General features: G+C 73.3%; 8 protein-coding genes. 6 read left to right on the top strand and 2 right to left on the bottom strand.

Translation table 11 applies throughout. From position 1 onward, the window contains the following. Positions 1 to 185: 185 nt before the first annotated feature. A complete protein-coding gene (locus DTL70_RS20340) occupies positions 186 to 1,352 on the bottom strand; it encodes an SWIM zinc finger family protein (protein WP_114023670.1) in 1,167 nt (388 codons plus the stop codon). Between the two features lie 249 nt (positions 1,353 to 1,601). Here DTL70_RS20340 and DTL70_RS20335 point away from each other — a divergent pair, with 249 nt between their 5' ends. The 5 genes from DTL70_RS20335 (at position 1,602) to sucD (ending at position 8,833) form a co-directional block, all read left to right on the top strand. After that, positions 1,602 to 2,705, top strand: a complete 1,104-nt coding sequence (locus DTL70_RS20335) for an ATP-binding protein (RefSeq protein ID WP_114023411.1) — start codon at positions 1,602 to 1,604, stop codon at positions 2,703 to 2,705. Further along, positions 2,702 to 5,374 (top strand): DUF5682 family protein, encoded by a 2,673-nt coding sequence (locus DTL70_RS20330; RefSeq protein WP_220183640.1) that lies wholly within the window; start codon positions 2,702 to 2,704, stop codon positions 5,372 to 5,374. The genes DTL70_RS20335 and DTL70_RS20330 overlap by 4 nt, the downstream gene beginning before the upstream one ends. Continuing rightward, positions 5,371 to 6,579 carry a VWA domain-containing protein gene (locus DTL70_RS20325; RefSeq protein WP_114023410.1) on the top strand — a complete coding sequence of 403 codons (1,209 nt, stop codon included), beginning with the start codon at positions 5,371 to 5,373 and terminating at the stop codon, positions 6,577 to 6,579. Before DTL70_RS20330 ends, DTL70_RS20325 begins: the two co-directional genes overlap by 4 nt. A gap of 160 nt (positions 6,580 to 6,739) precedes the next feature. Next, the gene (gene sucC, locus DTL70_RS20320; RefSeq protein WP_114023409.1) at positions 6,740 to 7,912 is read left to right on the top strand and encodes an ADP-forming succinate--CoA ligase subunit beta; all 1,173 of its coding nucleotides are present in this window, start codon (positions 6,740 to 6,742) and stop codon (positions 7,910 to 7,912) included. 36 nt (positions 7,913 to 7,948) lie between these two features. After that, entirely contained in the window at positions 7,949 to 8,833 is an 885-nt protein-coding gene (gene sucD, locus DTL70_RS20315) for a succinate--CoA ligase subunit alpha (protein ID WP_114023408.1), read from the top strand. A gap of 152 nt (positions 8,834 to 8,985) precedes the next feature. Here the strand turns inward: sucD and DTL70_RS20310 are convergent, their stop codons facing one another. After that, complete coding sequence (locus DTL70_RS20310) at positions 8,986 to 9,942, bottom strand: RNA polymerase sigma factor (RefSeq protein ID WP_147266797.1); 957 nt, start codon at positions 9,940 to 9,942, stop codon at positions 8,986 to 8,988. Between the two features lie 820 nt (positions 9,943 to 10,762). Here DTL70_RS20310 and DTL70_RS20305 point away from each other — a divergent pair. Next, positions 10,763 to 12,658 (top strand): cell division protein PerM, encoded by a 1,896-nt coding sequence (locus tag DTL70_RS20305; protein WP_181861005.1) that lies wholly within the window; start codon positions 10,763 to 10,765, stop codon positions 12,656 to 12,658. Positions 12,659 to 12,762: the final 104 nt, after the last annotated feature.

The following is a 12,762-nucleotide window of genomic DNA, read 5'->3' as shown; positions in this document are numbered from 1 at the left end:
GTTCAGCTCCCGTCCCGCCGCCGTCTCCTCTTTCCCCTGACCCGGGTGTCCCAGGACGAACCTTTCCGAGGGAGAAGCCCACGCACGGTTCGTCCGCTCCGTGCGGCTCTCGACCGCTGACCCACGCCTTCCCGGCTTCCCACCTTTCCGGCTGACCGGCCTTCCGGCCGTCCCGCCTTCCGTCGTCAGAGGGTGACGGGTCTGCTTCCGAGCCAGGCCGTGTGCGGGGTGAAGCCGTGGTGCCCGCACTCGCCGAAGACCGTGAGGGGGCCGTCGGCAGACATGGCCAGCAGTTTCCACAGGGCTCTGGGGCTGGTACCCGGGGCGAGAGGGAGAGCGACATCGGCTCCGGCGGAGGCCAATTGCCAACCGGTGGCCGTCCGGGGCCGGGGCTGGGCCGGTCCCGTGGCGGACGCGCCGCCCTCGGGCGGGGGTATCGGCACCACATCCCGCAGCACGTACGGCCAGCCCTCCAGCCACGGATCGCCGTGGAGAGCGTGCGCGTACGTCTCCAGGGCTTCCGGGATGCTGCCGCCCGCCGGGGGGAAACCGGGCATCGGCGCCCCGTGCCGCTCGCCGAGCGCCACCCGCAGCGGGCTGCCACCGGGGTAGTAGGCGACGTCGGCGTCCAACGCCGCACCCACCGGCAGCGCCGGCTCCGGCGCACGCCCACCGGCGGCGAACGAAAGCAGCATCGCCGATCGCCCCGTCCCGCGGCCGTACAGCCAGATGCGCCGGGCCGTGAGACGCCCCTCCTCCGTGTCGCGCTGGGCGAGCACCAGCCACTCGTCCCGTATCAACGCGTCACCGTCCGCGAGAAGTTCCGACGTCTCGACCGTCAGACCCACTCGGGTGCGCACCGTCTCGGCCAGTGGCCTCGGCAGCGTGTCCCTCCCCTCCCAGGCGCGGGCGAGCAGATGCAGCAGCGCACACTCGGCCAGCAGCCGTTCCGGCCACCCCTCGCCCGATCCGGCGACCGAACCCAGTTCCCGTACCCGAGCGGCCAGGCCCGGGGCCTGGGAGTCGACCATGCGGGCCGCGATCTCCTCCCACAGCGCGTATCCCGCCTGCTCGGCGCCCGCGAGACCGCCGCGCAGCAGGTCGGCCAGCCGCTGCTCCAACTCCTCCGTGCCCGCGCTGATCCGCGCCGCGCGCTGTGCGGCACGACGGTGCGCTGCCTCGGTGCGGGACCGGCTCTGGGCCGGGGCAGGTGTGCCTGCTCCGGAGCTCCCTTCCCCGGACATGCCGGTCTCCGCTCCGGCGCCCTCTCCTTCGGCGCGGAGTGTCGCGTCGTCGGCCGGCATCGGCGTGCCTGCTCGCTCCGCCGGCCGGCGGACCGTGTGTCCACCCATGCCGAAAACGGTAGGCGCCGCCACTGACAACGGGCCTCCAATTCCTCGTCGCCGCAGGTCAGAAGCGGTTGCGGAGGCGTTGTCAGTGGCGGGGTGCACAGTGGTTCACGGATCGGCCGAGGTGCTGCGGCGCGGGGGTTCTTTCCTTGGCCGCTCCCCTGTCTTTTTCCGTCATCGAGTCCGAACCGAGCTTCCGAACCGAGCTTCCGAACCGAGCTTCCGAACCGAGCCCTGCGTTGAGGGGGAGTTGTGACCCAGAGCAATGTCGCGGAGCAGCCGGCGCTGCGGCCCCACGCCGAGGACGCGTTCGCGGACGAGCTGGCTGCGCTGGCGGACGTCGACGACAGGCCGCGGCCCGCTCGTTGGCGGCTGTCGCCGTGGGCCGTGGCGACGTACCTCCTCGGTGGCGAGCTGCCGCAGGGCCGGGTGATCTCGCCCAAGTACGTGGGTCCGCGGCGCATCGTGGAGGTCGCCGTCAGTACGTTGGCCACGGACCGGGCGCTGCTGCTGCTCGGTGTGCCGGGCACGGCCAAGACGTGGCTGTCTGAGCACCTGGCGGCGGCCGTCAGCGGGGACTCGACGCTGCTGGTGCAGGGCACGGCCGGCACGGCGGAGGAGTCGATCCGCTACGGCTGGAACTACGCGCAGCTGCTCGCGCAGGGGCCCAGCCGGGAGGCGCTGGTCCGCAGTCCCGTGATGCGCGCCATGGCCGAGGGCATGACGGCGCGGGTCGAGGAGCTGACCCGCATGCCCGCCGATGTGCAGGACGCGCTGATCACCGTCCTGTCCGAGAAGACGCTGCCGGTCCCCGAGCTGGGTGAGGAGGTGCAGGCGGTCCGCGGCTTCAACCTGATCGCCACGGCCAACGACCGTGACAGAGGGGTCAATGAGCTCTCCAGCGCCCTGCGCCGCCGCTTCAACACGGTGGTGCTGCCGCTGCCGGAGAGTGCGGAGGCGGAGGTGGAGATCGTGGCGCGCCGCGTCGGTCAGCTGGGCAGCTCTCTCGACCTGCCGCCGGCCCCGGAGGGGTTCGACGAGATCCGCCGGGTGGTCACCGTTTTCCGAGAGCTGCGCGAAGGCGTCACCGAGGACGGGCGCACCAAGCTCAAGTCGCCCTCGGGCACGCTGTCCACGGCCGAGGCCATCTCCGTGGTGACGGGCGGCCTGGCGTTGGCCGCGCACTTCGGTGACGGGGTGCTGCGCGCGGGCGACGTGGCGGCGGGGATTCTGGGCGCCGTCGTCCGTGACCCGGCGTCCGACCAGGTGGTGTGGCAGGAGTACCTCGAGGCCGTCGTGCGTGAGCGGGAGGGCTGGAAGGACTTCTACCGCGCCTGCCGAGAGGCGTCGGTATGAGGGCTTCCGCACACGAGGGCGCCGTCGCGCCGACGACCTGCGGCCCTGCTCGGGACGCGGTATCGCAAGGGGGGCCGGCGGCCGGGCCGCTGCTGCTCGGCGTGCGGCACCACGGGCCGGGCTCGGCGCGTGCGGTGCGGGCCGCGCTGGAGGCGTACGAGCCGCGTGTCCTGCTGATCGAGGGCCCGCCGGAGGGTGACGCGGTGGTGGGCCTGGCGGGGGAGGAGGCCATGGTTCCGCCTGTGGCGTTGCTGGCCCATGCGGTCAACGAGCCGGGCAGGGCCGCTTTCTGGCCACTGGCGGAGTTCTCGCCGGAGTGGGTGGCCATCCGCTGGGCGGTGCGGCGCGGGGTGCCGGTCCGGTTCATCGACCTGCCGGCAGCGCACACCCTCGCCATGAGCGAAGACCTCACGATGAGCGAAGGCGAGGGGGAACCACCCGGGGAAGGCGAGGGGGAACCACACGAGGACGGCGAAGAGAAGCCGCACAGCGGAGGTGAGAAGGAGCCGCACAGGGAGGGGGAGGAGACGGTCCCCGGCGGCCCCCACGGGGGTGGAGCCGCCGGGGACACGCCACCCGAGGGGATGCAGCGGGCCGCAGGCCACCAGGAGATACGGCTCGACCCGCTGGCGGCGCTCGCGGAGGTCGCCGGGTACGACGATCCGGAGCGCTGGTGGGAGGACGCCGTCGAACACCGGAGGGGCGGCCACCACGACCCCCTCGCGCCGTTCACCGCACTCGGTGAGGCCATGACCGAGCTGCGCGCCGTGCACGGGGACGGCGGCCACTCTCAGGACCTCCTCCGCGAGGCCCATATGCGGCTGCGGCTGCGGGAGGCCGCCAAGGAGTGCGGAAGCGCGGGGACGGCCGTCGTCTGCGGCGCCTGGCACGTGCCCGCGCTGGCCGAGCTGGAGCAGACGGCGGTGACGGCCGACCGCCGGCTGCTCAAGGGGCTGCCGAAGGTGAGGGCCGAGGTCACGTGGGTGCCGTGGACGTACCGACGGCTGGCGCATCGGTCGGGGTACGGAGCGGGGATCGCCGCGCCCGGTTGGTACGGCCATCTGTTCGCCGCGCCGGACCGGCCCGTGGAGCGGTGGATGACGAAGGTCGCGGGGCTGCTGCGGGAGCAGGACCATCCGGTCTCGTCCGCTCATGTGATCGAGGCGGTGCGGCTCGCCGAGGCCTTGGCCGTCATGCGCGGACGCCCGCTGGCCGGGCTGACGGAGTCCACTGACGCGATGCGTGCCGTGCTGTGCGAGGGCTCCGACGTGCCGTTGGCCCTGATACGGGAGCGGTTGGTGGTCGGTGAGGCGCTGGGCGAGGTGCCCGAGGGCGCTCCCGCCGTCCCGTTGCAGCGGGACGTGGAGCGCCGGCAGCGTGCCGTGCGGCTCAAACCGGCGGCCACCGAGCGGGAGCTGGACCTGGACCTGCGCAAGGACACCGACGCGGCCCGCAGCCGCCTGCTGCACCGGTTGCGGCTGCTGGGCGTCGAGTGGGGCGTGCCCGCGCACTCGCGTGCGGGCAGCACCGGCACGTTCCGCGAGACGTGGCGCCTGCGCTGGGAGCCGGAGCTGTCCGTGCGGGTGGCCGAGGCCGCGCTCTGGGGCACGACGGTGTACGAGGCGGCCACCGCCAAGGCCTGCTCCCGTGCGGTGGAGGCGCCGGCCGGCACGCTCGCGGACGTCACCGCGCTGGCCGAGCACTGCCTGCTGGCGCACCTGCCTGAGGCGTTGCCCGTCGTGATGCGGGTCCTGGCCGACCGGGCGGCGTTGGAGGCCGATGTCGGGCACCTCGCGCAGGCGCTCCCCGCGCTGGTGCGCAGCCTGCGGTACGGCGACGTTCGGGGCACCGACGCGGGGGCGCTCGCCGAGGTGGCGGGCGGTATGGCCGCGCGGGTGCGCGTCGGGCTCCCGCCCGCCTGCGCGGGGCTCGGTGACGAGGGCGCCCGCGAGATGCGCGGACATCTGGACGCCGCGCACCGGGCCGTGCGCCTGCTGACCCGCGACGCGTCGTGCGCGGAGGGCGGGGAGGGTCTGCTCGGGCAGGGCCTGGCGGAGGAGGGCCAGGCGGGGGAGGACCGGTCAGGGGCCGGCCTGTTGAGCGGGTGGCGCGGGATGTTGCGGACGCTCGCCGGGCGGGACCGGATACCCGGCCTGCTGCGTGGCCGTTGCGTGCGGCTGCTGTTGGACGAGGGCTGCCTGGCGGGCGAGGAGGCGGAGCGGTTGATGAGTCTCGCTCTCTCGCCTGGGGCGCCGCCGGGTGAGGCTGCCGCGTGGGTCGAGGGCTTCCTCTCGGGCGGGGGGATGCTGCTCGTCCATGACGAGCGGCTGCTTGCGTTGGTCGACCGGTGGCTGACCGGTGTGCCGGCGGAGGCGTTCACGGACGTACTGCCGCTGCTGAGACGGACGTTCGGGCAGTTCGAGTCGGGGGTGCGGCGCACGCTGGGTGAGCTGGTGCGGCGAGGGCCCGCCGGCGACGGTGGCAGGGCTGAGCCGGGGGCGGGGGCGGCGGAGGGGCTGCCCGGTTTCGCCCCGGGGCTGGAGGCGGCGCGTGCCGAGCCCGCGCTCGAGACGGTACGGCTGCTGCTCGGCGGGGCCCGGGCCAAAACGGGAGCGTTCGGGGAGGACGAGAGCGGTCCGGTGGACGAACGGCGGGAGGTGCGCATATGACCGCAGGTCAGGGCGGTGTGCCGGCGGCTACTGAGGCGGAGGCGGAGCGGTTGCGGCGCTGGCGCATGGTGCTCGGTGGCGGCGAGGCGGACGGCACCGGCTGCGCGCTGAACACCGCGGACAGCGGCATGGACCGGGCGCTGGAGACCGTTTACGGCGCGGACGGCTCCGGTGGCGGCGACCGGAGTGGCGGTGGCAGCCGGGGCGGCGGGCTCGGCGCCTCCGCCCCGCAGGTCTCCCGCTGGCTGGGCGACATCCGCACGTACTTCCCCAGTCCGGTGGTGCAGGTGATGCAGCGGGACGCCATCGACCGGCTCGGGCTCTCGTCGCTGCTGCTGGAGCCCGAGATGCTGGAGGCCGTCGAGCCGGACGTGCATCTGGTGGGCACGCTGCTGTCGCTCAGGGCCGCGCTGCCGGAGACCAGCAGGGAGTCGGCCCGCGCCGTGGTGCGCAAGGTGGTGGCGGAGCTGGAGCGGCGGCTGGCGGCCCGGACCAGGGCGGCGCTGACCGGCGCGCTGGACCGTTCCGCGAAGGTCGACCGCCCGCGGCACCGGGACATCGACTGGAACCGGACCATCCGGGCGAACCTGAAGAACTACCTGCCCGAGCAGGGCACGGTGGTGCCCGAGCGGCTGGTCGGCTACGGGCGGGCCGCGCGGTCGGTCAGGAAGGACGTCGTCCTCTGCGTCGACCAGTCGGGGTCGATGGCGTCGTCCGTGGTCCACGCCGCGGTGTTCGGTGCGGTGCTGGCGTCGATGCGGACGGTGGACACGCGGCTCGTCGTCTTCGACACCGGCGTCGTGGATCTGACCGACGAGCTGGACGACCCCGTCGACGTGCTGTTCGGCACCCAGCTGGGCGGGGGCACCGACATCAACCGCGCGCTCGCCTACTGCCAGTCGCGGATCAGCCGCCCGTCGGAGACGGTCGTCGTGCTGATCAGCGACCTGTACGAGGGAGGGATACGTGGGGAGATGCTGGGGCGGGTCGCCGCGATGAAGGACGCCGGTGTTCAGTTCGTCACGCTGCTCGCGCTCTCCGACGAGGGGGCGCCCTCCTACGACAGGGACCATGCCGCCGCTCTCGCCGCCCTCGGCGCTCCCGCTTTCGCCTGCACTCCGGACCACTTTCCCGAGGTCATGGCCGCCGCGATCGAGAAGCGTCCGATACCGGTGCCGGGAGATCGGGGGTCCGGGGGCCTGTGACCGTTGTCACCGCGTATGTGTGAGGTGCGATTTAGGCAGCGCACGCGCGCAGGGCTAACCTGCAAGGCGGACATGCCGCGCGACCCGTGGACGCCGCGGCCCTGCGGCACGCCCACGCTGACAACGACCGCGAGACCATTGATTAAGGGGACGGACGCGCGTGGACCTGTTCGAGTACCAGGCGAGGGACATCTTCGCCAAGCATGACGTACCGGTGCTGGCCGGTGAAGTCATCGAGACGCCTGAGGCGGCGCGCGAGGTGACCGAGCGGCTCGGCGGCCGAGCGGTCGTCAAGGCCCAGGTCAAGACCGGCGGCCGCGGCAAGGCCGGTGGCGTGAAGCTGGCCTCCGACCCGGCGGACGCGGTGGAGAAGGCCGGCCAGATCCTGGGCATGGACATCAAGGGCCACACGGTCCACAAGGTGATGCTGGCCCAGACCGCGGACATCGCGGAGGAGTACTACGTCTCCTTCCTCCTGGACCGCACCAACCGCACCTTCCTGGCCATGGCCTCGGTCGAGGGCGGCGTGGAGATCGAGGAGGTCGCCGCCACCAAGCCGGAGGCGCTGGCCAAGATCCCGGTGGACGCCATCGAGGGCGTCACCGAGGCGAAGGCCCGTGAGATCGCCGAGGCCGCGAAGTTCCCGGCCGAGCTGGTCGACCAGGTCGCGCAGGTCCTGATCAAGCTGTGGGACGTGTTCGTCAAGGAGGACGCCCTCCTCGTCGAGGTCAACCCGCTGGTCAAGACGGGTGACGGCAAGGTCATCGCGCTCGACGGCAAGGTGTCGCTGGACGCAGGCGCCGACTTCCGCCAGCCCGACCACGAGGCGCTGGAGGACAAGGCGGCCGCCAACCCGCTGGAGGCCGCGGCCAAGGCCAAGGGCCTCAACTACGTGAAGCTCGACGGCCAGGTCGGCATCATCGGCAACGGCGCGGGTCTGGTCATGTCCACCCTCGACGTGGTCGCGTACGCGGGCGAGGGGCACAGCAACGTCAAGCCGGCCAACTTCCTCGACATCGGCGGCGGCGCTTCCGCCGAGGTCATGGCGAACGGCCTGGAGATCATCCTCGGCGACCCCGACGTCAAGTCGGTCTTCGTCAACGTCTTCGGCGGCATCACCGCCTGCGACGCGGTCGCCAACGGCATCGTGCAGGCGCTGGAGCTGCTCAAGTCCAAGGGCGAGGACGTCAGCAAGCCGCTGGTCGTGCGCCTCGACGGCAACAACGCCGAGCTGGGCCGCAAGATCCTTACCGACGCGGCGCACCCGCTGGTGCAGCAGGTCGACACGATGGACGGCGCGGCCGACAAGGCCGCCGAGCTGGCCGCCAAGTAAGCCCGGACGAGACCGAACGAGGACACCGACAACACCATGGCTATCTTCCTCACCAAGGAGAGCAAGGTCATCGTCCAGGGGATGACCGGCTCCGAGGGCCAGAAGCACACCAAGCGGATGCTTGCTTCCGGCACCACCATCGTCGGCGGCGTGAACCCGCGCAAGGCGGGCACGAACGTCGACTTCGACGGCACTGAGGTGCCCGTCTTCGGCGGCGTCAAGGAGGCGATGGAGAAGACCGGTGCGGACGTCACCGTCATCTTCGTCCCGCCGAAGTTCGCCAAGGACGCCGTCGTCGAGGCGATCGACGCGGGCATCGGCCTGGCGGTCGTGATCACCGAGGGCATCGCCGTCCACGACACCGCCTACTTCTGGGACTACGCCTCCCAGAAGGGCAACAAGACGCGGATCGTCGGCCCGAACTGCCCGGGTCTGATCACTCCCGGCCAGTCGAACGCGGGCATCATCCCGTCCGACATCACCAACAGCGGCCGCATCGGCCTGGTCTCCAAGTCGGGCACGCTGACGTACCAGATGATGTACGAGCTGCGCGACATCGGCTTCTCCACCTGCGTCGGCATCGGCGGTGACCCGGTCATCGGCACCACCCACATCGACGCCCTCAAGGCGTTCGAGGCCGACCCCGACACCGACCTGATCGTCATGATCGGTGAGATCGGCGGCGACGCCGAGGAGCGCGCGGCGGACTTCATCAAGGAGAGCGTGACCAAGCCGGTCGTCGGCTACGTCGCGGGCTTCACCGCGCCCGAGGGCAAGACGATGGGCCACGCCGGCGCGATCGTCTCCGGCTCCTCCGGCACGGCGCAGGCCAAGAAGGAGGCGCTGGAGGCCGCGGGCGTGAAGGTCGGCAAGACCCCGTCCGAGACCGCCCGCCTGGCGCGCGAGCGCCTGAGCGCCTGAGGCACCCGAGTCACCTGAGGCGCCTCGGCGCCTGAGCCGCCCGAGTCGCTCGAAGGTCTGAGCGACGCCTGGAGGCCGCGCGTCCGAGACGGCGACGCCGGGCCGTGGCACGGCTGCTTGACGGGCCCGCACCCCGCGAGGGTGCGGGCCCGTCAGCTGTTCCGGCCCTCGTCCCGCTCGTTCCGCTGGACGTCGTGCAGGTCCACGCGCCCGTTGGTGGAGCGGAGCTGGGGCAGATAGGCACGGTCCGAGGGCGACGAGCGCCTGGCCTCGGCGTGCCGGCGACCCCGGCCCTCTTCACTCGTCCGAGTGGTTCTCACCATCGACGCGCCGGGGAACGCCGCCGGAGCGAAGGTCCGGGGCACCACCTGGGCGGGCTTCCTCGGAGGCTGCTCGCTCTCCGCCGTCACGAGAGTGAGCACCGTAGCCGCCGTCACGGTCGCGGTCAGCCCCAGCGAGGCCCGCGTCCACAGCCGCGTCGTACGGATGCTGCGGCGGCGTACGAGACGGGGCGGCACGGGCCGTACCGGCTGGGCCACGGCGAGCTCGCGCAGCGTGCGGGCCAGCACGGCGCCGCGCCGTCTGCGCGGGAGCTCCCGCAGCGGCGGCCAGCTCTCCTCGAGCGCCACCCGCCCGTGGGTGACCCGGCCCGCGGCCGCCTCCGTGCTGCACTCCACCTCGGCGGCGGTCTCCGGCAGCGTGAGCCCCAGCCCGTAGTGCAGCAGCAGAGCGGCACGGTAGCTGCGCGGCAGGCCCAGAAAAGCCTCCAGCACGGCGCGGTCCTCCGGTGGGCCCGAGTACGCCTGCGGCACGCGGCGCAGGGGGTGGAACTGGTGCCACGGGGACAGCGCGTACTCGTACACCGTCGCGCGCACCGTGCGCGTCGGGTCGCCGCCCGCCAGCACCCTGGGCCAGTGCTGCCACGCCTGGTGGAACGCCCACCGCACGGCGCGCTCCGCCACCCGCCGGTGTCCTGACAGCAGGAACGCCTGCCGCGTGAGGGCCCGCGCCTGTCGCACGTACAGTTCGTCGAACGCCTCGATGGGGTCCGACGGCAGCTCCCGCGGCTGCGCGGCCGTCCGTACGAAGTCGTCCACAGGCCCCGCCACGCTCGCGACCACCTCGACGCGGGGCGGCTCCGCTTCGCTCCGCCGCGGTGCGGGTGCCGACACCCGCGGTGTCGGCGCCCCCTCGCCGGTGACGGGGTCGTTCCGGGACGTGGGCGCCGGTGCCGTACGGGTCTCCGCGTCGTCCCCGCCACAACCGCCCTCCGCCCCGGGAGGACCCTCGGACCCGGGAGAACCCTCCGCCTCGGGAGGACTGTCCGCCTCGGGAGGACCGTCGACCTCGGGAGATCCCTCCTCTGCCACGGCCTCCACGGCTCCGGGCGGCTCATCCGCTGCGGGACTCGGAGTGGCGTCCGGTTCGGGACTCGGCGCTGTGGGGCGCGGTGTGGCGCTCGACGTGGCGGCGTCCGGTGCGGGAAGTGACGCGCCGTCCGATGCGGCGCTCGACGTGGCGGGTGGTGCGGCCTGCGCGGGAGACTTCTGCCGCTGGGCGGTCGAACGTTTGGCCTGACCCTTGCCCCTGGCCTTGCCCTTGCCCTTGTTCTTTCCCTGGCCCTTTCCCTGGCCACTGTGCCGCCCGTTCTTGGCGGCCTCTCCCCGGGACTCCCTCGCGGTCTCGCCCTCCGTCTTCGCCGTCGTCGTAGACGGCTCCGCTGCTGCGGTGGTGGGGGCGGAGGGGGACGAGGGGGCGTCAGGTGCCCCGGGAGCGGGACGCGTTGCCGCGTCGGCGGCCGCGCCGGCTGCCGCGTCCGCAGGCGCGGCAGCAGAGCTGGAAGAAAGACGCATAGCCCTTAGCTTGTGCGACACAGCGACAAAATGCCTGCTACTAGGGCAAAACGGGTGTTCTTGGCAGCATGGCGTCGTGAGCCAATTGACGCACCGCGGTCCCTCGTTGTCCTCGGGCCGTGGCCACCCCCGCTCCCTGTCCCTGACCAGCGGTTGGCTGCTGGGCGGCGCCGTGGCCGCCGGGCTCGGCCTCGGCGTGTGCGCCGTGGTCGTCCTGCTGCTGTGGACCGTCTCGCCGTACCCGGACAGTGACGCGGACGGTGCCCTCCACCTGGCCGCGGACCTGTGGTTGCTGGCGCACGGTGTGCAGCTCGTGCGGCACGAAACACTCTCCGGCATCCCGGCACCCGTCGGGGTGACGCCGTTGATGCTGACGGTCGTACCGGTGTGGCTGCTGTGGCGGGCCACGCGCGAAGGGCTCGAATCGCGGCCGGTCGCGGGTTACGGGTACGGGGCGGTGGCCGTCGCGGGCTGGGTCTCGGGCGGCTACCTTCTCGTCACCGCCGCAGCTGTCGCCTACGCCTCGGGCGGGCCCATCGAGGCGGAGCCCGCCGGCACCAGCTGGCGGTTGCCCCTGTTCGTCGTCGTCGTGACGGGCCTGTGCGCGGCGTTCTACGCGCAGCGCCGCTCGGTGGCGCACGCGTGGGCCCAGCTGTCCTCCCGGCTGTCGGAGGCACCCAGGGAGCGGGTGTCGGGCGTCATGCGGCAGATGACGCGAGAGCGGGTCATCGTCGCGGTGCAGGCGGGTGGTGCGGCAACCGTCGTGCTGTGCGGCGGGGGAGCGTTCCTGCTCTCGGCGGCCCTCGTGTGGGACGTGCGGACCGTCTGCCGCACCTTTCCGCAGCTGACGGAGTCCTTCTCCGGGCAGTTCGCGGTTCTGCTGCTGGTGGTGGCGCTGCTGCCCAACGCGGTGCTGTGGGCGACGTCGTACGGGCTCGGCCCCGGCTTCACGCTGGGCGGCGACAGCGTCGTCTCCCCGGTTGTGAGCACCGGCTCGCCGCACCTGCCGCCGTTCCCGCTGCTCTCCGTCGTCCCGGACGAGGGCTCTGGCGGAGTGGTCGCCTGCTGCCTGGTGGCGGTGGTCCCGGCGCTGGGCGGCCTGATGTGCGGATGGTGGGTGGGGCGCTCCCGGGTGGCCGTAGGACGGGCCGAGGCCGCCGTCGGGCACCGGGGCGGGCATCCGGCGGGCTGGCGGGCCGTGCTGGTGACGGTGCCGCTCGCCGCCGTCCTGTGCGGCGGGCTCCTCGCGCTGCTCGCCGCTGTCGCCGGCGGCCCCCTCGGGAGTGCCGGCCTCGCGCATATGGGACCGACCTGGTGGCAGACGGGTGGGGCCGCGTGCGGCTGGATGACCGCCGTCGGGCTGCCGACCGCACTGGGCGTGCGCTGGTGGGTGAGGTCCAGCGCCCGCAGGGCCGCAGCCGCGGCGGCCCGCGCCGCGGAGGCCGCGGCCAAGGGGGCGGCCGGGCTCGGCCCGGACGCCGCGTGGCACACGGACGCGGCCCGCCGTGTGCGCTGGGCCGCGATGAGAGCTGCCTCAGGCGGTCTGATGGCGTCGTTCGCCCCGGCCGACCCGACGGAGCACGGGTTCGTTCAGCGGATCAACAGAGCTGCTCTCGTTCTCGACGTGGACGTGGACGTGGACGGGGAAGCGGACGTGAACGTGGGAGCGGATGCGAACGCGGACGGGGGCGTGCACGCGGAGGCACCCGCGCACCCGGACGGGGAGAGACATCCGGAGACGGACGTGAACGCGGACGAGGGCGCGAGCGCGGAGGGGGACGCGGACGAGGACAGCGAGGACGCTCCCGGCTCCGGTGCCCCGCCCTCCGCAGACGGTCCGGTCGAGGCGCCCTCCGCAGACGGTCCGGTCGTGGCGCCGGCCGCCGCCGACGTCCCCCGTGGTGACGCACACGGGAATCTCACCGCGAAGCCGGCCCCCGGCAGGCCCCCCGGCGGACCGGGGAAGGCCTGAGCGCGCCGCCCCGGTTCGTCCGCCTCAGCAGCGCTGCCGCCTCAGCGGACCCATCTCGGTGGGCCCCGCCTCGGTGGGCCCCGCGTCGGTGGGCCCCGCGTCGG

The organism is Streptomyces diacarni, assembly GCF_003323715.1.
In the GTDB taxonomy this organism is placed as follows: domain Bacteria; phylum Actinomycetota; class Actinomycetes; order Streptomycetales; family Streptomycetaceae; genus Streptomyces; species Streptomyces diacarni.
This window is presented reverse-complemented; position numbering and strand designations above follow the sequence as displayed.